At 35.1% G+C, this 21,580-nt stretch carries 18 protein-coding genes; 1 reads left to right on the top strand and 17 read right to left on the bottom strand.

The genetic code is table 11. The features are described from left to right. Positions 1-16: 16 nt before the first annotated feature. From PGC14_RS02455 to csaB, 15 genes are all read right to left on the bottom strand, one after another. Positions 17-1,042 carry a DUF1646 family protein gene (locus PGC14_RS02455; protein ID WP_271629431.1) on the bottom strand — a complete coding sequence of 342 codons (1,026 nt, stop codon included), beginning with the start codon at positions 1,040-1,042 and terminating at the stop codon, positions 17-19. Positions 1,043-1,075: 33 nt separating this feature from the next. After that, entirely contained in the window at positions 1,076-1,468 is a 393-nt protein-coding gene (locus tag PGC14_RS02450) for a Mini-ribonuclease 3 (RefSeq protein WP_193353813.1), read from the bottom strand. Positions 1,469-1,525: 57 nt separating this feature from the next. Then, positions 1,526-3,007, bottom strand: coding sequence for an aminotransferase class I/II-fold pyridoxal phosphate-dependent enzyme (locus PGC14_RS02445; protein WP_039765107.1), 1,482 nt, complete (start codon positions 3,005-3,007; stop codon positions 1,526-1,528). A gap of 65 nt (positions 3,008-3,072) precedes the next feature. After that, positions 3,073-3,723 (bottom strand): MgtC/SapB family protein, encoded by a 651-nt coding sequence (locus PGC14_RS02440; RefSeq protein ID WP_127351444.1) that lies wholly within the window; start codon positions 3,721-3,723, stop codon positions 3,073-3,075. Between the two features lie 131 nt (positions 3,724-3,854). After that, positions 3,855-5,552, bottom strand: coding sequence for an ABC transporter substrate-binding protein (locus tag PGC14_RS02435; RefSeq protein ID WP_271629430.1), 1,698 nt, complete (start codon positions 5,550-5,552; stop codon positions 3,855-3,857). Positions 5,553-5,645: 93 nt separating this feature from the next. Next, the gene (locus PGC14_RS02430) at positions 5,646-6,536 is read right to left on the bottom strand and encodes a carbohydrate ABC transporter permease (RefSeq protein ID WP_039765096.1); all 891 of its coding nucleotides are present in this window, start codon (positions 6,534-6,536) and stop codon (positions 5,646-5,648) included. A gap of 30 nt (positions 6,537-6,566) precedes the next feature. Beyond that, on the bottom strand, positions 6,567-7,481 hold the full coding sequence (locus PGC14_RS02425; protein ID WP_039765094.1) for an ABC transporter permease: 915 nt from the start codon (positions 7,479-7,481) through the stop codon (positions 6,567-6,569). 177 nt (positions 7,482-7,658) lie between these two features. Next, positions 7,659-9,212: a response regulator transcription factor gene (locus PGC14_RS02420; RefSeq protein ID WP_039765145.1), complete on the bottom strand. Its 1,554-nt coding sequence runs from the start codon at positions 9,210-9,212 to the stop codon at positions 7,659-7,661. A gap of 7 nt (positions 9,213-9,219) precedes the next feature. Further along, entirely contained in the window at positions 9,220-10,971 is a 1,752-nt protein-coding gene (locus PGC14_RS02415; RefSeq protein ID WP_039765092.1) for a sensor histidine kinase, read from the bottom strand. A gap of 34 nt (positions 10,972-11,005) precedes the next feature. Further along, entirely contained in the window at positions 11,006-13,342 is a 2,337-nt protein-coding gene (gene yicI, locus PGC14_RS02410) for an alpha-xylosidase (protein WP_271629429.1), read from the bottom strand. Between the two features lie 250 nt (positions 13,343-13,592). Further along, the gene (locus PGC14_RS02405) at positions 13,593-14,453 is read right to left on the bottom strand and encodes an AraC family transcriptional regulator (protein ID WP_127351437.1); all 861 of its coding nucleotides are present in this window, start codon (positions 14,451-14,453) and stop codon (positions 13,593-13,595) included. Positions 14,454-14,591: 138 nt separating this feature from the next. Continuing rightward, positions 14,592-15,533 carry a transketolase family protein gene (locus PGC14_RS02400; protein WP_039765088.1) on the bottom strand — a complete coding sequence of 314 codons (942 nt, stop codon included), beginning with the start codon at positions 15,531-15,533 and terminating at the stop codon, positions 14,592-14,594. A 1-nt stretch (position 15,534) separates the two neighbouring features. Further along, a complete protein-coding gene (locus PGC14_RS02395) occupies positions 15,535-16,383 on the bottom strand; it encodes a transketolase (RefSeq protein WP_039765086.1) in 849 nt (282 codons plus the stop codon). A gap of 103 nt (positions 16,384-16,486) precedes the next feature. Continuing rightward, positions 16,487-17,338 carry a YitT family protein gene (locus tag PGC14_RS02390; protein WP_039765084.1) on the bottom strand — a complete coding sequence of 284 codons (852 nt, stop codon included), beginning with the start codon at positions 17,336-17,338 and terminating at the stop codon, positions 16,487-16,489. Continuing rightward, positions 17,339-19,177, bottom strand: coding sequence for a polysaccharide pyruvyl transferase CsaB (csaB, locus tag PGC14_RS02385; protein ID WP_011916887.1), 1,839 nt, complete (start codon positions 19,175-19,177; stop codon positions 17,339-17,341). It lies immediately after the preceding gene. A 112-nt stretch (positions 19,178-19,289) separates the two neighbouring features. On the opposite strand from csaB, the gene PGC14_RS02380 reads away from it, so the two are divergent. Beyond that, positions 19,290-19,448: a DUF1540 domain-containing protein gene (locus PGC14_RS02380; RefSeq protein WP_011916886.1), complete on the top strand. Its 159-nt coding sequence runs from the start codon at positions 19,290-19,292 to the stop codon at positions 19,446-19,448. A 5-nt stretch (positions 19,449-19,453) separates the two neighbouring features. Here the strand turns inward: PGC14_RS02380 and PGC14_RS02375 are convergent, their stop codons facing one another. Both PGC14_RS02375 and radA read right to left on the bottom strand, forming a co-directional pair. Further along, complete coding sequence (locus tag PGC14_RS02375) at positions 19,454-20,143, bottom strand: 4Fe-4S double cluster binding domain-containing protein (protein ID WP_271629428.1); 690 nt, start codon at positions 20,141-20,143, stop codon at positions 19,454-19,456. Positions 20,144-20,163: 20 nt separating this feature from the next. Next, entirely contained in the window at positions 20,164-21,492 is a 1,329-nt protein-coding gene (radA, locus tag PGC14_RS02370) for a DNA repair protein RadA (protein ID WP_271629427.1), read from the bottom strand. Between the last annotated feature and the right edge of the window lie 88 nt (positions 21,493-21,580).

Here is a 21,580-nt window from a genome sequence, read left to right as displayed (position 1 = left end):
AAGTTTTTAAAATTTTTTACAGTTTAATTATAAACACCAAAACAAAATATACAGCCATCAAAACCAAACCTATCGGAACTCCAATCCTTGCCCACTCTTTACTTTTAATCTTGAACTTTCCTGCAGAGATTATATTTGGTATATTTCCGGGAATTAACATTCCTCCACTTATAATCATTCCAAGAATAATTGCTCGGACCTGTTCATCTGTCATTTCTCTTGAAATCTCTGCAGCTGCCAGGGTAGCATTATCCACTATTGCAGAAATCATGTTTACCCAGTAAAGAATTTGGGCATCTAACTTTATAATGTACAAATCTATCAAGGGTTTAAAAGCAGTCCCTAACAGTTCAAGTGCAAATACGAATACAAAAACCTTAAAAGCTCTTAAAAAAACATCTTTAATGCTCTCTGCACTTTCTGTAAATTCATCTTTATCTACTTTACTTGCCTTTTTAACAACAAGAGCTGCTAAAAAAGCCATTAACAGTATTGTGATAAAAATTTCTAACCCAACTGCTCTTGCTAAATAGAAAAAGTCTGCTTTAAGCTTTGAAATAGTAATTGTTGCTAATGGTTCACCAACTGGTGTCAATGCCGCTCCAAATCCAATTGCAAAGCACGCCAATACAATAGCCTTTACCTTGGTGTTTCTGTCAAGTGGCATGTGATGCATTATTTCGGTTAATAAAAGTGACGCAATTATGGCAGTAATAAAACTTGAACTTAATCCCAAAATAACAATTACAACAAATACAAAAAATTGAATTGAAATTCTATGAGTTAGTAATTCTATCATTGTGTTTATCCTATTTCTAAAGAAGAAAAACAACATCCCTGCTATCAAAACAGCAAAAGTTATATAATAAAGCAAATGATTTTTAAGAATATGTTCAAATAAATCTAAGCTCATTTGCTTTGAAATAATAACGCCTATAATACCCATTATAAACAAAAAATACTCTAAATTATGTTCTACTGCCTTAACAAAAAAAGGCAAAAATAAAATAATCAAAAGAAGAACTATTAACCCGCCGATCATTTTTTATCAACTCCTCCAAGACTAATAGCAAAATTAGTTATTCTCCCCTATTTGTTGCTCTTGTGTTATTATTTCATATACTTGAGAAAGAATATACTCTAATCTTTCAGTATTGTTTTCTAAATACAAATAACCAATCAATGTTTCAAGTGCCGTAGCATATTTATAATCACTTAACTTTGCATTCTTAGGAACAGTTTTACTCTTTGCGTTTCTACCTCTTTTCACAATTCTCTTTTCATTTTCATCAAGCATTTCATACAACTTTTTTATGGCTATTGCTTGACTTGAAGCTCTTACATACTTAGTAGTTTTCAAATAATAATGATAAGGAGTCAAATCAGGATTTTCGGATATCACTTTATTTCTTACATATAATTCATACACTGCATCACCGATATAAGCATATACTAAAGGACTAAGCAATTTATCAACACTCTCTCTTGAATGAGTTTTAAAAGTCACTTACTCACATGACTTTTCTCAATCAGCGGTACCTAAAACTCTAATTGTATTGACATACGGGTCAGCAGTACCTTGAAGCTGACAGTCCTCTTCTTTCAGGAGTTTAATATAGTCAACAAGGTCTTTTGTTATTCTCTCACCAGGCAAAATAAGTGGTATTCCAGGTGGATACGCCATGACCATCTCGCCAGAAATCTCACCGACTGCATTGTCAAGCTCAACAACCTTCTTTGAGCTATAAAAAGCATCACGTGGCGAAACAATAACCTGTGGTGAGTGAAGCACTATTGTTGGAGTCTTTACATCTTTTACACCAAGCTTCTTTGCCATATCTCTAAGTGCTTCAATTAGCTTTTCTACACTTTCTTGTGTGTCACCCAACGAGATTATTGCCAAAATATTGTAAAGGTCAGACATCTCTATCTGGATGTTGTACTCATCTCTCAGGATTCTCTCTGCTTCATAACCAGTGATACCAAGCCTTCGAACGTTGATTCCAAGTTTTGTTTCGTCAAAATCATATACGCCAGGTGTTCCAATCAGCTCTTTTCCAAATGCATAAAGTCCTTCAATCTTGTTTATCTCTTCCCTTGCCATTCTGGCAAGTCTCAAAGTCTCTTCTAACATCTCTTCACCATACATAGCAAGCTGTTTTCGTGCAACGTCAATTGAACACATCAAGATATAGGATGAACTTGTTGTCATAGTAAGGTTCAAAACCTGTTTTACTGTCTCTGGTTGAATCCTGTGACCTCGCAAAAGAAGTACAGAACTTTGAGTAAGTGACCCACCTGTCTTGTGTGTTGACACAGCACTCATATCAGCACCAACTTCCATGGCAGTCAGTGGAAAATCGTTGTGAAAGCCCATATGAGCACCATGTGCCTCATCAACTAAAACTGCCATGCCAAATTTGTGTGCAGTTCGAGTTATAGACTTTAAATCACTCGCTATACCATAGTATGTTGGATTAATAACAAATACAGCTTTTGCATGAGGATGTTTTAATATAGCTTTTTTCACATTCTCAATTGTCACGCCCATTGTAATCCCAAGCTCTTCATTTACCTCTGGCTGTACATACACTGGAATTGCCCCGCTCAAGATTATTCCGCCAAACGCGCTCTTGTGCGCATTTCGAGGCAGTATTATCTCATCCCCAGGTTCGCATGCTGACATTATCATTGTCTGGACACCAGATGTTGTACCGTTTACTAAAAAGTATGCATATTGAGCACCAAATGCACTTGCAAAAAGCTTTTCAGCCTCGTAGATAACTCCAATCGGGTTGTTTGCATTGTCCAAATCTTCCATACCATTTAGGTCCATTAGCATGACATTCTGCCCGACAAAATCAGTAAACTCCTTCAAGCCTCTACCATACTTGTGACCTGGCACATGAAATGGGATGATGTTTTTCTCAATGTGTCTTTTTACAGCATCAAAAAGGGGTGTTCTGCTCTGGTCCTCCTTTGTCACCTTATTCTGCCCTGCCTCCATCCATTATATTTTTTAATTTTCTGAATGATAATTATACCACACTACAATTTTTTTAAAAGTATTTTTTATTCAAAAGTTACGCGGCTCACACCTTCAACCAAATATAAATCCGTAATAAGCTGGTTTATATTGCTATCTGGTAGAACTAAAGCTTTATAAAACACTTTTTCAGACTCTTCATGCATAAATTTAATATCCTTTATAGTTACTGAGTGTGAAGTCAAAATTGAATCTATCTTTTGAATAGAACTTCTTAGATTGTGACCCTCAACAATAATTGTCCTCAAAATTCCTTTTGAAACAAATCTTACTTCAAACTTTTTTAATAGAATCAAAGTAAGATACACTGCTGCAGTTGCCAAAAAAGCTCCTTTGTAATACCCGATTCCAATTGCAAGACCAATACATGCAACAGCCCACAAAGTTGCAGCAGTTGTCAAACCCTTTACAGTCGCACCATCTTTTATAATTGTCCCTGCACCCAAAAAACCAATACCCGAGATAACTTGAGCACCAAGCCTCGCAACATCTATGTTTGCGTGGCCCTTGTAGTATACATTGAAAATATACTGTGATGTCATCATCACAAGAGTAGAGCCCACACAGACTAAAATATGAGTTCTAAAACCTGCCGGTCTGTGAACATTTTCTCTCTCAATACCAATAAGCCCACCTGCTAAGATCGCAAAGATAATTTTTAGTACATCCTCTAACATTCTCAAATCCCTCAATTTAAGAAGAGAATATTAATTATTTTATACTACAAATTATGACAAAATAAAAGGGCTGCCCCATCTTCAGACAGCCCCTTTCACAATCCACAATTTTTAAAATAACATCAATTTAATTATTTTGTCCACAGTTCAATATTTTGCTTGATTCTCTTTGTGTAATACTCTTCAACCTTGCTATTGCCAAGTTTCTCAAACCCAGCCAGAAAATCGTTCCATACCTTATCAAAATCCTTTTCTTTTGCCATAACAACCTTTGGAATTGTTGATAGTGTATAATTCCAAATCTTATCGTTAATAGTCTTGATATTCGGATCGTCAATGGATATCATCCATAAATAACCCCATGTCTTTTCAGGATACTCATTAGCTTTTGGGAACAAATCTTTCCAAATTTCTGCCTTATATGCTGACAATACTTTCTTCTCAACATCACTATAGTTCTTTCTTATATCTTCTTTTCTTGTGTCAGGCGCAATTGGATTGCCTGTCGAATCAATATACGTATTGGGCAGTCTTGGGAATGGATAAACATATGCACCTATACCAGTCTTCTTAGAAAATGTTGGATCTGTTTTTCTCATCTGGTCAATCTTTGGCAAAAATACCCTCTTGCCCTTTACATATGTGTGATGAACACCTTCAATACCCCACTGTCTTAAGATATTAGCATCTTCTGTGCACATCCAGTCAAGGAATTTAATTGCTCTTACCTTATCTTTGCACTTTACTGTTATAGCAACACCCCAACCACCTGTATATCCAACTTTTACATCAGGTGGACATTGTTTTATTTTTTCATTAACTGTAACAGGATAATAACCATATGTGTATTCGTACTTACCTGCCTTCTTGAGAGCAGTAATTGGTTCACCTACCGCCCAACCCGCGTCAATTAAAGCAAGAACTCTTCCAGAAGCAATTTTTGCTTTATACTGGTCGTCTTTCTGGACAAATGTCTCTCTATCAAGGATTCCTGCGTTCCACAAGTGATTTAACCATTTGAAATATTCTTTTTCAATTGGACGTTTATAATGTCTTATTACTTTCAAAGTTTTTGGATCAACATAAAACTCTCCATCATCTGGTGCGCCTGTTGCCTGAAAAGCTGGATTTGTAACCGATATAACAGTTCGCCAGTCATCAGCAGAAAGTGTGAGCGGAATTGTTGGAAGTCCATCTGTAGTAGGATGTTTCTTCCAGTACTTGACTATTGCATTTTCAAAGTCTTTGATTGTTCTTATTCTTGGGTACTTTTGTTCAATTACTACTCTGTGCTGAATCATAAAACCGCCATTAACATCCAAAGTTGCGTCATTGTCTGTTGTAATTCCCAAACAGTAAATATGTGGGTCCTGTGGACTCCATCTGAGTCTTTTAAGGTTTTTGCCATATGCTTTTTTGATATTAGGACCGTACTTTTCAATTAAACTGTCTAACTGTACAATACCACCAGCATTCTTAAGAAGTTGCAAGTCTCCTTTTGCATATACCAGGTCTGGATAATCACCACTTGCAGCCATGAGTTGAAGTTTCTGTTGACCAGCACCCTGAGCTATTGCATACTCAATCTTTAATGTAACGCCTGTAAGTTCTTTTATCTTCTGTGCAACTGGTGACTTAAAACCATCATCATTTGGGTTTGTTTCAGCACTATACATAGTGAGTGTAATTGGCTTTTTCGCCTCGGGTGTTGGCTTGAGAGGCTTTACAAGTTTTGAACTCCCAGCATTACCAACTAAACAAATACCTAAGACAAAGCTAATTATAACAACTACCGAAATAACTGCAAAAAATCTTTTTGAGATTCTCATAGTTTTTCAAAACCTCCCCTTTTTTATGTTTTTAGTTTATTTTAAGCTGGAGTAACCAGCTTAAAACCAAAATTCTAACAACTTTTTTGACATTTAGCTTTTTACTGCACCAATTGTCATACCATGTATAAAATATCTCTGAATAAATGGATACACAAGCAATATGGGAAGTGTTACAATTATTGTCATTGCCATTCTCAATGAATGTGGTGTGACTTTCATGGTCCTGTTAGGATCAAGATTACTATAATAATCTACTTGAGAAGATGCGGTTGCGTTAGACAAAATCTTTTGAAGTTCATATTGTAAGGTGGTAAGCTTTGGTTCACTTGAGCAATACAGATATGTATCAAACCAAGAGTTCCAATGTCCAACTGCAATAAACAAACTAATTGTTGCAATAACAGGAGCGCAAAGCGGTAAAATTATTTTCCAAAATATCAAAAAATCATTTGCACCATCTATCATTGCCGATTCTTCCAAATCCGGTGGAATCCCTTCCATATATGATTTTATAACAATAACGTTAAAAGGACTTATAAGACCGGGAAGTATATACACCAAAAAGTTATTCATAAGTCCAAGTCCTCTTATTAGCATGTAATCAGGAATCAAGCCTCCACCAACATACATAGTAATAATAAACATTATTGCAACTGGTTTTCGTGCAATAAAATCCTTCCTGTTTATAACATAAGCAACCATAGCAGTTGACAAAACACCAACAAAAGTTCCAATAACTGTTCTCAGCACAGTTATCAATACTGCCCACGGAATTTGGGGATAGTTTAATGTTTCTATATAATTTATCAACGTAAACTTTCGTGGAAATATAGTAATTCCACCCTTTACTGTATCATAAGGGTCATTAAGTGATACAGCTAAAACGTGTAAAAAAGGATAGAGAGTGACCACTGCCAAAATTATCATTAGTAGGTAATTAAATACTTCAAAGACCAAATCTCCTGCTGTTTTCTTTTTCACTTTAAAATGCCCCCTTGAGTCAAGTTTTTTTTACATCATGCGATAGCCAGTTGTCTTTTTAGAAAACCAGTTAGCAAAAACAAGTAGTACCAAACTTACAACTGATTTGAAAACACCTGCAGCTGTTCCAAAAGAGTATCTGCCTGTTCCAATACCATATGTAAGTATGTAAAGGTCGATGACATCAGCAACATCTCTTGTTGCCGCTGTTCTTAAAAGAAATTGTTTTTCAAAACCTATGTTTATTATGTTTCCAATACTTAAAATTAAAAGAACTATAACTGTGGGCATTATTCCTGGAAGGGTTATGCTTATCATCTTTCTGAATCTTCCCGCACCATCAACTGTTGCAGCTTCATACAGTTCAGGATTTATTGATGTGATTGCTGCCAAGAATATAATTGTGTTCCATCCAAGTTCTTTCCAAATATCAGAAAATGTAACTATCCACCAGAAGTAACGTGGCTCTGCCATAAACATAATTGGGTAATTTGTGAGATGAAGCTTTTGTAAAATTTGATTTATCACACCGCTTGGTGATAGAATTTCGCTTACTAAGCTTGCCACAACAACCCATGAAACAAAGTGTGGAAGATATGAAATTGTCTGGACCGTTCTTTTAAATGCTATATTTTTTATTTCATTTAAAAGCAAAGCTAAGATTATCGGTAGTGGAAAGCCAAAGATCAAACCCATAAAACTCATTATTAATGTATTTCTCATAGCTTTGTAAAAGTCAGGGTCCTGAAACATCTCAACAAACCACTTAAATCCAACCCATTCTTGATTCCAAATAGGTTTACCAGGTTTATAATCTTGAAAAGCCATAATCCAACCCCATAGTGGGACATACCTAAAAATAATAAGCCATATGATAAAAGGAAAAATCATTAAAATTAGATATCTTTGCCGCCACAGTTTTTTGGAAAGTTTTGCTCTATTCATTTTAAAGCCTCCAAAAATATATTTCACCTTGTTGCCTATTGTTCAGACATAAACAATTTTAAAGAGAAAAATAAAATTACAATACCCTATTTTTTTGACATCTTATACCCTACAGTTTAGACATTTAAAAAACAAAAAAAGAAGCCATTTTTTGTAGCTTCTTTTCTGATATATTTATCAATTTTTTAATTTCTCTTTATACTCCTTTGGTGAAAGTCCTACATATTTTTTGAATTTTGAACAAAAATAATCAACATCTTCAAAACCAACTTTTTTGCATGTCTCAGATACCTTACATCCTTCTTTTAAAAAGACTTTAGCCTTCTCTACCCGTATTCTATCTAAATACACTGTGAAGTTCTCTCCAAATATCTTTTTAAAGAGCTTACTAAAATAAGAGCTATTGTATCCAAAAGCATTGGCAATTGTATCTAATTTTATATCTGCAAAATAGTTTCTCTCTATAAAGTCTGCAATCTTCTGTTTTAGGCTATCAGGACTTAATTTATTAATCTCATCTGCAAGAGATACAAAGTAGAATTTTATCAAACCTTTTAATTCTGTTAAGGTAGGCTGAATGTAAAAACTCTTTAAAATCTCTTGGCTAAGATATTTTTCAACAAGAGGTTTATAAAGCTCATTTTGCGACAATTTATATAAAGTCTCAATATAAAAGTTTGAGAAATTTATCTTTATATCCTCTTCAGACATTCTACTGTATAAAAGTTGTTCACTCTTTTCTTCAACTATCCGATTAATGCTCTCAAACCCATTTAGTGCAATAGCCATTGCTAATTTTTCAGTACACTCTTTATTATCAAAGTTGATTTTTTTACCTTCAATATTTTCCACATACTCACCTATGTAAACAATTCCTTTATATCCTAATAGAAATCGCTTTTCAAGCAATTCTATTGCTTCTTTAAACGACTCTTTGATAAGAGTGTAATCATCTACTTCACTACCAATTGAAATTACCACTTGGTTGCCAACTATTTTTATTAGGTTTTCCTTTAATATGTTAATACTTTTGCTATTGAAGGGATACCAAAAATCTTTGAAGAGAATACATATATTATGATTAATAATTGTTGAATATCCACAACAATTTCTTTTTAAAAACAAATCTACCTCTCTTTTTAATTGAAATATCTTTTCTTCTATAACCTTTTGATTATTCTTGCTACAAAACGTTACTATAGCAACCTGATATTTATTCCATGGAAGCAAGAGCCCATAAAAACTACTGATATAATTTATTTCATGCTCATCAAATGCCCCCAGCAAAAGTTTTTCTATTACTTTTTCCAAACCGATTTCTTGAGTGGTCCGCACTACTTTTTGCAGTTCAATTTCTTGACTGATCTTTTGTTTCACTTTCTCTAACTTCTGCTCAAGCATATGCGGGTCAACAGGCTTTAGCAAATAACTTTCAACACCAAGCTCAATTGCTTCTTTTGCATACTCAAACTCAGAATACCCTGAAAGGATTATAACTTTGGTATTCACACCTTCCTCTTTTAACTTTTTTATAAGCAGAAGCCCATCTATTCCAGGTATTCTGATATCAACTAAAGCAACTTCAGGTTTAAATTTCTTTATCTTTTCTAATCCTTCTATTCCATCTTGAGCGGTGGCAATAATCTCAAATCCCAATGCTTTCCAATCAATAATTTTTTGAAGACCCTCTAATATTATAGGCTCATCGTCAATCAAAATTGCTTTTAGCAAAACCTCTTCACCTCTTTGGAATTTGAATTTCAATACTTGTGCCTTTGCCAAGTTCACTATTTATAAAAATCTTTGCCTCTTCCCCATAAAATAGTTTTAGTCTATGATAAACATTTTTCAGTCCCACATGGCTTTTGTCTTTGCTATCTAACGACTGTAAGACCTCCTCAAACTTTTCCTTAGGCATTCCAGCACCATTGTCTGTAACAATTATCTTTATTGTTCCATCTTTTTCAAATACCTTAATTTCAATGGTTCCTTTTCCTATCATTGGTTCAATACCATGCCTAATTGAATTTTCCACAAGTGGCTGGATAATAAACGGAAGTACTTTTGATGAAAGAAGGTCATCTTGAACTTCAATTTTGTAATCTATTTTATCTCCAAATCGGAACTTTTGAATTTCTAAAAATTCTTTAACAATCTCAACTTCTTTTTCCAAAGTTATCAAATCTATTGTCATCTCTATACTTTTCCTGAGCAAATTACTCAGCAAATAAACAACTTGAGCTATTTCATACTGACCGGTGCAAAAAGCCTTCATCCTGATAGCTTCAAGAGTATTGAATAAAAAATGAGGATTTATTTGACTACAAAGCATCTCAAACTGGATTTCTCTTTGTTTAGCAATTATTTGTTGTTTTTGTACCTCTGCCAAATACACCTGGTCAATCAGGTTTTTGATATTTTTAGCCATTGTTTTTATATTCTCTGTGAGCTGTCCAATCTCATCGTTGCCTAAAATATTTATCTGTGCATCTAAATTGCCATGCGAAATTTCATTCACTTTTTTGTTCAAGATTGCAATTCTGTCAGTTATCAGTTTAGAGAATAAGAGCATAAGAAGAAGTGATACTAAAGAATTAACAAGTATAAGCACAAACGTTATAAAAGTTATTTTGTTGACCCTTTTAAATATCTCTTTCTTCGAGAAAAAGGAAATGACTTTGAGAAAGCTACTTCCGCTTTCACTTGCACTAATTGTACCTAAAATTGCCATTGTTCTTTGACCATCAATATTGACGTTTTCAATAAGTTTGCCATCCTGAGAGGAAAAATTAAAATTCAGTTTCTTACCAACAAGATCTTTGTCTTTTGCAGCAACAATTATTCCTTTGTTGGTAATAACTAATGTGTTTAAGTGCAATGACAATACTTCCTCAAGCTTTTCTTTCTTTATGTAAATTACCATTACACCTATTCTTTCACCATAAGAGTTTTTTATAAGCCTTATCAAGCTAAAATAATACTGTGGTCGAAATGGATTATTGTCAAACACAAGCTCCCATAAAATCTTCCCATCGCCCTCTATGGCTTCTTTAAACCATTCCTGATTTTTCGTATAATCGTCAACCTTTACAATTTCACCTGTATCAAGTAAAGTGGGATTAAAGGCATAAATTTTTATTGCATGAATATTTTTGTTGTAAATAGACATGAGATTGGAAAGCTCTGTATATGAAATATAATCATCGTATATTTTGGATACATCTTTGTACTCTGTTGAAAGTATATTCAGAAGTTTTTTATCAAGATATAATTTATTAGAAATATCAACAGCATTCTGTACAATATCCATAAGTTTGATTTTTACATCCTCAACATTTTTCCTTGTGTCTTTGATAGCATTTTCCAAAGCAATTGCTCTGAGGTTTAAAAAAAGAATAATCCCCAAAATAGTTTGGGGAATTAAAGCAGAAATCACAAAAGCTAATATGAATTTTTTCTTTATTTTTAAATTTGTAAAAAAAAGTTTCATTTTTTTCTCACCCATTAGATTTCTTTAATTCTAATTATAACTCTGTTTTTTCAACACTCAACAGTGCTTTTTTACTTGCTGATTCTAAAACTACTTCACATCCATCTTCTTTTTTACTAACTAAAGCATTAAATTGAGATCTTAAGTTAAGTCCATGGAAAATAAGCTTCCAAGGCTTTTGAGTATCCTTTAATACATTTATTGATATATTATCTTTCTCTCTTATTACTTCTAACTCAAGTTCTGTCTCGCCATTTGTATTCTTTACAGCTACAGAAACAGTATTCCCATCCTCCAATTCATATACATTCAATGTTACATTTTGAGCATAGTCATAATCAGGCTTTGTGTCACAACTTCCTATTGGAATTATAGAATTTGGCCTTGCCAAAAGCGGCAAGCTAAAATAATCATGTTTTTCCTTTCTCCACCTGCCACCAACAATCTTTTCACCTGTCAATATGTTTGTCCACACGCCTTCTGGAACATAATACTGAACCTCGCCATCTGGTGAGAAGATTGGAGCAACTAAGAGGCTACTTCCTAACATATACTGTCTATCAAGGTACTCGCATGCTGGGTCATCTGGAAACTCTAATACCATGGGTCTCAAAACTGGAATTCCTTTCTCTACTGCCTCTACAGCCGCTGAAAAGATGTATGGCATAAGTTTGCATTTTAATTTCGTAAAGAATCTAAGTACATCAACTGCTTCCTCGTCATAAAGCCAAGGAACTTTATATGCAGAATTCCCATGAAGTCTGCTGTGTGAAGAAAGTAGCCCAAATGCTACCCATCTCTTGTAAAGATCTGGTGTTGCTGTACTCTCAAACCCCCCTATGTCATGACTCCAAAAACCAAACCCGCAAAGTGAAAGTGAAAGGCCACCCCTGAGTGTCTCTGCCATAGACTCATATGAAGCTAAACAGTCTCCGCCCCAGTGCACAGGAAATTTCTGGCTTCCTGCTGTCGCTGACCTTGCAAACACAACTGCATTTCCCTTGCCAAACGTTTCTTGAAGCGTTTCATATACTGTCTTGTTGTAAAGATAGGTGTAGTAATTGTGCATCTTTTGAGGGTCTGAACCATCAAAATAAACAACATCTGTTGGAATTCTTTCACCAAAATCTGTCTTAAAACAGTCAACTCCCATTTTAATTAGCTCTTTGAGCTTTTCTGAATACCACCTGCACGCCTCAGGGTTTGTAAAATCAACAATTGCCATGCCGGGCTGCCAATCATCTGTCTGCCATACATCACCATTTGGCTTTTTCAAAAAATACCCTTTTTCTTTTCCCTCATCAAAAAGTTTTGAAAACTGAGACACGTAAGGATTTATCCAAACACATATTTTTACTCCCTTTTCTTTTAGACGCTTTAGCATCTGTGATGGTTCAGGAAAAACCCTTCTGTCCCATTCAAAGTCAACCCAGTGCATATCCTTCATCCAGAAACAGTCAAAATGAAATACATGAAGTGGAATATCTTTTTGAATCATTCCATCTATAAAGTTTGTAACTGTTTTTTCATCATAGTTTGTAGTAAATGAGGTTGTAAGCCAAAGTCCAAAAGACCATGCAGGAGGAAGCTGCGGTCTTCCTGTCAGCTTTGTGTAATTTTCTAAAACATTTTTCATGCTGCTGCCACCAATTATGAAATACTCTAAATATTCACCTTCCACAGAAAACTGGACTCTTTCCACATTCTCAGTGGCAACTTCAAATGATACACGCCCTGGATCATTCACAAAAACACCATAATCACGGTTTGTGATGTAAAAAGGAATGTTTTTGTAAGCAAGCTCAGAGATTGTACCACCATCTTCGTTCCACATATCAACCACTTGTCCGTTTTTAACAAAAGGGGTAAACCTCTCACCCAGCCCATAAACACATTCGCCAACACTCAAAGAAAGCTGTTCTCTCATGTAAGTATTATTATCAGCCATGATTGCATAACCAAGATATTTATAACCGTTTTTTGTGAGATATTTATCTTCATAGTAATATTCTACTTTCCATTCATCTTTTTTATTAATAACAGCTCTGAGCTTTCCACTTGTTATTACAATATTATCTGAAAAATCTTCTATGCAAGGACAATATCCTTCTTCTTTATAAAATTCAAAATAAGGCTTTTTGCTTTTTTGACCCTTGTAGTGCCAAATTTGTACTCTTATAACATCTTTAAAAGGTGACGAAAAGCGTATAGTGAAAACAGGACCCTGCAGAGTTTGTCCTCTGTTTGTAATGAAGTGAGCTGGGGCAAAAACTATAACTGAATCTTTCGAAATTTCGTAGTCATATACATGGGCTGGATGATACAACTTAACTCCATCTTTTACACGCCAAAGGCCCTCTGTAAATTTCATTTTGTAAATTTCCTCCCTTACTTGGTTTGAAACGATTATTTATTTATAAAAGAGGTCCAAAACAATCAAGTTTTATTATACAAAACCCCTTTTTTTACTTCTCATACTTTTTTGCAAAAAAGTATAAATACTTTGCTCTAATCAATATAAAAAATTTGAACTTCGATACTCAAAAAACTAATCCAATAAAAATGATTGCTTTTATAAAAGAAATGCAACTATTGGTAGGAAAAGTGAAATGAAAATTATATTAACACAAGATATTTTTTTTGTATCTGAATGGAGTAACACCCACATACTCTTTAAATACTTTTATAAAATAGCTCACATTATTAAAACCTACTTCAAATGCAATTTCAGAAATACTCATGTTTGTGTTTTTAATAAGCTCAATTGCTTTTTCAACCCTGAACTTATTTATGTAATCAACTGGTGTAAGATGAGTAATCTCCTTAAAAAGACGACAAAAATAGAATTTGCTCAGGTTTGCAAGCTTTGCGAGTAGGTCAATATCTATATCAGATGAATAGTTGGAATTGATGAAATCAAGCGCGGACTTTATTTTTTCAAGTTTTAAATCAAGCTCTCTGTCAGTAGAATTTGCTGTCACATATCTTTTATTAAAAAGATAATAAAATATAACAAATAAATAGCCTTTAACCAAAAGCTCATAACCTTTTGGCTTTTCTTTCCACACTGTGATTATGTTCGAAATTAGTTCTCTTGTATGTTCATCCTCAAAACTATTTTGAACAAGTAGTTTTCTTTCTGAAACAGACTGCAAATACTTACTTTTGCATATATCCGGACCTTCGGAAAATAGCATGCTCAAATTAAATACAATTGCATAAGGTTCGGGATTATCCTCTGCTTTTCCACCATGAATTGACCCACAGTTGACAAATAAAAACTGTTTTGGTCCTAAAAAATATTCTTTGCCATCAACTCTAAAACTTGCCGTTCCCTTTTCAAGATAGACTATCTCAAATTCATCATGCCAGTGAGGTAGAAGAGTATTGTTTTCGTGAACAAATATTTTTTCATATACATTTATAGGAAACACCGCACTGCCATGCTGAACCTTTTCTTTGAGTCTCAACCTCTCATCCATTGCAATTTCCCCACTTTTTTGTATGTTTTCAACAAATGCAATGTATTTATCTCTAATAAATTTTACCACAAGCTCAACAAAATAAAAAGCTGCCGCAGACCAAAATTTGCGGCAGCATTTCACCTATTGAATAATATTTTATCTTTTCATCTTCATAACCTCTTTTGCTTTATTTACAATCTCCTCTGCTGTAAGCTTGTAGTATTTCAAAACATCCTCAGGCTTTCCTGACCTTCCAAACTCATCATTTACTCCAACCATCTTAACAGGTATAGGATAATTTTGAATTAAAACCTCAGACACAGCACTTCCAAAACCACCCAAGATATTGTGCTCTTCTGCTGTGACAATACAGCCAGTCATTTTTGCAACATCTAAAATCAAATCAATATCAATTGGCTTTATGCATGGCATATCAACAAGATATACCGAAATTCCCTCATCCTGGAGCATCTTTGCAGCTTTTATAGCTTCATGGACCATCAGCCCTGTTGCCAAAATTCCAACGTCAGTGCCTTTTTGCAGAACAATACCTTTACCAAGAGAAAGATTCAACTCTCCTTTTTTGTAAATCTCTTCAACACCAAGCCTGCCAAGTCTAATATAAACAGGGCCTTCATGTTCGATTGCAAGCCTTACACATTCATACGTGGATACTGCATCAGAAGGAGAGAGCACTACCATACCAGGAATTACTCTCATCAATGCTATATCTTCAAGCATTTGGTGAGATGCACCGTCCTCGCCAATTGACACACCAGCATGTGATGCTCCAATCTTGACATTAAGATGTGGATAGCCAATGGAGTTTCTCACCTGGTCATACGCTCTTCCTGCTGCAAAGACAGCAAATGTGCTTGCAAAAGGAATCTTGCCACATGTTGCAAGTCCCGCTGCTGTTGCCATAAGGTCTTGCTCTGCTATTCCTATATTGAAAAATCTATCAGGAAACTTCTTTTTGAAAATCTCTGTCCTTGTGGATTTTGAAAGGTCTGCATCAAGTACAACAATGTCTTTGTACACTTCACCAAACTCAGCCAGTGCTTGACCATATGCTTCCCTTGTTGCTATTTTTGCCATCTTATCCTTGCACCTCCAAAGCTTCATACTGCTTTTGTAATTCCTCTAAAGCTTTTTGAGCTTGCTCTTTATTAGGAGCTGTACCATGCCAGCCTACTTCATTTTCCATAAATGATACACCCTTGCCTTTTACTGTTTCAGCAATAATGATTGTGGGTTTCCCTTTTATTGTCTTTGCTTCGTTTACAGCCTTTTCAATCTGGTTAAAATCATGCCCATCAATTTTTATAACATGCCAGCCAAATGCCCTGAATTTCTCATCAACAGGCTCGGGTGACATGACCTCTGTGATTTTACCATCTATCTGAAGCCCATTGTGGTCTAAAAATGCTGTGAGATTGTCAAGTTTGTAATGTGCAGCTGTCATTGCAGCTTCCCAAATCTGACCCTCCTGAATCTCACCATCACCAAGCAGAACATAAACTCTGTAGTTTTTCCCATCCAGTTTTCCAGCAAGTGCCATACCATTTGCAACAGAAAGCCCTTGACCTAATGACCCTGTTGACATTTCCACCCCGGGCACTTTCTTCATATCAGGATGCCCTTGGAGATTTGAATAGATCTGCCTAAAACCTTTTAGCTCCTCCTTGCTTATGAAACCCTTTTCAGCCAAAACTGCGTACAAAAGCGGGGATGCATGACCTTTGGAAAGAACAAACCTGTCTCTATTCGGGTCTTTTGGATTTTTCGGGTCAATGTTCATTTCAACAAAGTAAAGATATGTCAAAATTTCAACGCCAGAAAGTGAACCGCCAGGGTGACCAGAACCAGCTTCAGCTGTTTGAATAATTATGCTCTTTCTTATTTCAGTTGCTATCTTTTTGAGCTCAAGCTCCTTTGCCTTGTCCATCTTGTACCTTGAACCTCCCTTACGAAATTTGGATTCTCATTTACCAATTAACTGATGGTTTACTTCTTTTTTCTTTATATTATACCATTAAATCATTTTTAACTCAAACAGAAAAACCTTCACCTAAAACCTCACGAACATCTGTTAAAATGACAAAAGCTTTCTGATCAATGCTCTTGACGAGGTTCTTTACACGGCTTACCTCATGTCTTTTCACAACACAAAGCAGTACGTTTTTTTCTGTCTTTGTCCACATGCCAATGCCATGAAGACCTGTCACACCTCTGTCAAGCTCTTTTAGAATCTTCTCTGCGATTATGTCTGATTTGTCAGAGATTATTATAAGTGCTTTTGCAAAGTTGACACCTTCTAAGATAGCATCCATTACTTTTGAACATGCAAAAAGGGTCAAAACTGCCCAAAGTCCAAGTTCATAGTTTTTAAATACTATTGAAGCCATTGCAATTACAGCAACATCAAGCCCTAAAAGAATCTGTCCAACTGAGATAAAGGAGATAAACCTATGAATTATTCTTGCAAGCATCTCAGTTCCACCAGTTGTTGCCCCGTACAAAAGCACAATAGCAAGTCCCAGCCCCATTAGTGCTCCACCAAAAACTGAAGCTAATAGCTTATCATATGTAATACAGGGCAAGAAAGCTGTCAGGTCTGTCAAAACTGAAAGGGCTATTGTACCGTACACACTCTTGACTCCAAAATCTACTCCAATTGTCTTCACGCCCCAAATAAAAGCAGGAATGTTCAAAGCAAGCATTGTCATACCAACAGGAAGTTTAAAACGAGAGACATAATACACAACGGTTGCAATACCAGAAAATCCACCTGCTGCAATCTTGTTTGGAACAAGAAAGAGGTTTAAAGACAGTGCAACCAAAAGTGAACCAAATGTTATAGCAGCATATTCGTATATAACTCTGAAAATCTTTTTTAGCATCTATCTTCCCCCAAATAGTTTAGTTTTCAAAACAACAAATATAAACTTGGGCAATGCAAGCATTCTTTTAAATCTCCAAGGCTGGGTAATAAGCCTATAAAACCACTCAAGTCCAAGCTTTTGGAAAATCTTTGGCGCTCTTTTGACCTCACCTGAGAGTACATCCAAACTTCCACCAACTCCCATGATGAGTTTGCAATTTAGCTTCTTTTTATTTTTGTAAATCCACTCTTCTTGCTTTTTCATGCCCATTGCAACAAAGACTACGTCTGCTTTTGAAGAGTTTATAAGCTCTATCACCTTTTCGTTTTCTTCTTGTGAAAAATAACCATGGTGTGTACCACAGATACTTAAGTTTTTAAAAATCTTTAAAAGATTTTCTTTTGCCTTTTCAGCAACTGAAGGCTTTGCACCAAGTAAAAACACCCTTTTTTGATGTCTTTCAAGCTCTGGCATCAATTCCATCATCAGGTCAAAGCCAGTAACCCTCTCATACAGTTTTTCACCAAAATATTTTGATGCCCATACAACCCCAATTCCATCTGGAACATTTAAATCGCTTGAGTTTAGAATCTTTTTAAACTTTTCATCCTTTTGTGCAAGCATAATCATTTCTACATTTGGAGTAAAAACAATATGGGGTGATGAGGAATTTAAAAACTCAAGACACTTTTCTTTTGCCTTTTTAAAGTTCACACAGTCAATCCTCACACCTAAGATGTTTATGCTATCTTTCTTCTTAATATTATTCAAAGCCTCTCTTAATATTTCAAAAGCCTTTTCAGCTTTCTGGGTCATGTTCTTTGTAATCTCATCAATTTTCTTTGTTACTTTCCCATCAGATAGCATATATTGAACGCTAATTAGCACATTATTTTCATCGAAACTGTCTACATACCCTGCAGGTTTAAACCCATATATCTTTAGAAAACTGTCAATCTTTGGGTCATAGGAAATACCAATGAATTTAACACCCATCTTTGCTGCAAACACAAGAGCGTGAAGCCTCATCCCAACTACTAAATCCAATTTCTTAAAAATCCCTAAAAGCTCATGAGCAGATAATTTTTCACTTAGCACATACGGCCTATTTTTCATCTTTGAGACAATCTCATTTATCTTGATTATGTCCCACTTGCCCTGAAAAGGGATAAATATAACATTGTACCCTTCATTTTCTATAAGAATGTCAGCAATCTCTGCAATTTTGTCAGTCATATTCTTTTCTTTTTTCCATTTCCTTACCACAATGCCCACTGTTTTTTTGCTAAAATCAATATCATACTCTTCTAAAAGTTTTTGAATTTTTTGATCACAACACGGATTCAGTAAAAAGGCAGGGTCTGCTGAAAGTTCAACCTCTTTATTTATCTTTAGCTTATGCAAAAAATCAAATGAGTCATAGTCTCTTACTGTAATATAATCTGCAAGTTTTATTACATGTTTGAAAAGAAGTATATTATACCATCTTTTAATGGGTCCAATTCCCTGAGAAAAAATAAAAACCTTTTTGCCAAAAAGCTTTGCAACGAGTATCTGAAAAAGGTAATAATAAAGGCTTCTGTTACTCGTCTCATTTTGAAAAAGACTTCCCCCGCCAGAAATAAAAATATCACATCTTTTAATTGCCTTTATAACAGAAGGAATCTTTTTCCTGTTGACAGATTCCACATTATAAAGCCTTGCTGTCAGTTCTGGTCTTGAAGATAATACAACTATATTTAAGCTACTGTTGCTCTCTCTTTCATATTCTTTCAGTCTGTCAACTAAAACCCTCAGAATTGCCTCATCACCAGTATTTAATTGTCCGTAATATCCCGATATAACAATATTTTTCATTTGCTTTTCTCACCCAAAATTAAAAATATTGGTTTTGAATAAAGTTCAAATTATTTGCAGAGAATAACCTATGGAAAACTTAAAAATCACATCAATATTGGAGGTATATAAGATGCCAGATAGAATCACCTGTAATGTCTCTGATTGCATGTACTGGGACAACAAAAGATGTACAGCTCCATCAATTGAAGTCTCAGTTGATGGTGGTGGTTCAACAGCTCACGGCACAAAAGAAAAAACAAATTGTCACACATACACTTTAAGAAGATAAAATTCCTATCTTTTGACCTCATTTCCGTAAGGACAGACCCTCATGCATATACCACAAACCTGGCCACGCCCTATATACTTAAACTTTTCCTTCATGTAAGTGCTACATGCATGGGGGTCTATCATCTCATTTCTATCAATGCCAAAGTACCATGTACTTCCACGAAGTGCCTGTGCTGGGCAGCTTATAATACAGAGATTGCACTGTCCACATTGAGGCTCTATTATATGGTTTTCTATTTTTTCTTCTGGTTCATATGTTGTAAGTATTGTTCCAAGCCTTACTCTCGGACCAAATCTATTGTGAACAAAAAGGTTGTTTTTCCCTATAAACCCCATGCCAGACAAAACTGCTCCTATCTTGTGAGATAAAACTCCTGAAAAACCGTTGTCTTTGCCATGGACACTCTGTGATGCTGCAACGCTCATTGCAAAATATCCTTTTGATTCTAAAAATAATACTCCTTTTAAAGTCAAAAGGTCAATGAGGTTATTTACTGCCTTGTAATGGTGGTAATATGTAAATGTGGGTGAATCCACAATTTCATTTACGATAGCGTCAGAAAGTCTTACAGCTACAGTTATGCAGGTTTTAAACATTTTTAGTTCAGCTGGAAGGTATTCATGTATATTTGAAATACCAACGTCACTTGCGCCTTCTTTAATTAGCATTTCTTTTAATTCTTTTAAGATCATATTGAAAATCACTCTCTTTTTTAGAATATAAAATCAAATACTTCTTCTATATTTGACATTGCATATATCTTCATTCCAAAATCTGAAGACAAATTTTCTGAATTCCTCTTTGGAATTATTGCCCTTTCAAAGCCCAGTTTTTTAGCCTCATTTAGCCTTTTTTCAATGCTATTTACTGCTCTAATCTCGCCGGTTAAACCCACTTCACCTATTAATACATTATCTCCAATCGGCACGCCCTTATAACTTGAGGCAATTGCACACACAATTGCAAGGTCTGCCGCAGGTTCTGTAACCTTAAATCCACCTGCAACATTTACATATATATCCTGAACATTCAAAGGAAGACCAACCTTTTTTTCAAGTACTGCACAAAGCATTACACATCTGTTATAGTCAATTCCGGTCACAGTCCTTCGTGGAGTACCAAAAGAAGTTGGGGTAGTCAGTGCCTGGATCTCCAATAAAATAGCGCGTGTTCCTTCAATCGCAGAGTAAATAGCAACTCCCTCTACATTGTAGCTACTCTCTAAAAAGAGACTTGAAGGATTTTTTACCTCAACAAGCCCGCTATCGGTCATCTCAAATATCCCAAGCTGGTTTGTTGGTCCAAATCGATTCTTGTAAGCTCTTATAATTCTAAATGTATTAAATCGCTCACCTTCAAAATATAAAACACAGTCAACCATATGCTCTAAAACCCTTGGCCCGGCAATAAGTCCGTCTTTTGTAACATGTCCAACAATTACAATTGTAATTTTTAAGCTTTTTGCCAGTTTCAAAAGTTTCATTGTCACATCTCTAACCTGTGTAACACTTCCCGGAGCTGATTGATTATCCGGAAGATACATTGTTTGAATTGAATCTATTATGATAAACTCTGGTTTTAGTTCCAAAATCAGTTTTTCAACAAGGTCAAAGTTTGTCTCACATAAAATATCAATATCACCATCTATTTTTAGCCTCTGGGCTCGTAGTTTTAACTGGTTTGCCCCTTCTTCACCTGAGACATACAATACCTTCATCCTCTTGCTCAATATACTTCCAACCTGCAAAAGCAAAGTTGACTTCCCTATCCCTGGCTCACCGCCAAGCAAAATCAGCTCACCTTTGACAAAACCTCCACCAAGGACACTGTCAAGCTCATCAATTCCACATAAAAACCTCTCTTCTTCTGTTGCGACATCTGAGAGCTTTAAAGGTCTCAAATTACTCTGTTGAGGTTTTGTAATCTCTTTTTTCTTATCCTCTACGTATTCTCCCACAAACGTGTCCCAACTTGAGCAATTTGGACATCTTCCAAGCCACTTTGAAGTCTTGTAGCCACATTCTTGACAGACATAAACCATTTTCAATTCAAATCACCTTTTCTTCAAATCCATACGATATATTTTTATCATATTTTCACCTATTAATAAAGAGTTATGATATAATCTA

This window comes from Caldicellulosiruptor sp. DIB 104C, from assembly GCF_028198085.1.
Classification (GTDB): Bacteria; Bacillota; Thermoanaerobacteria; order Caldicellulosiruptorales; family Caldicellulosiruptoraceae; genus Caldicellulosiruptor; species Caldicellulosiruptor saccharolyticus.
This window is presented reverse-complemented; position numbering and strand designations above follow the sequence as displayed.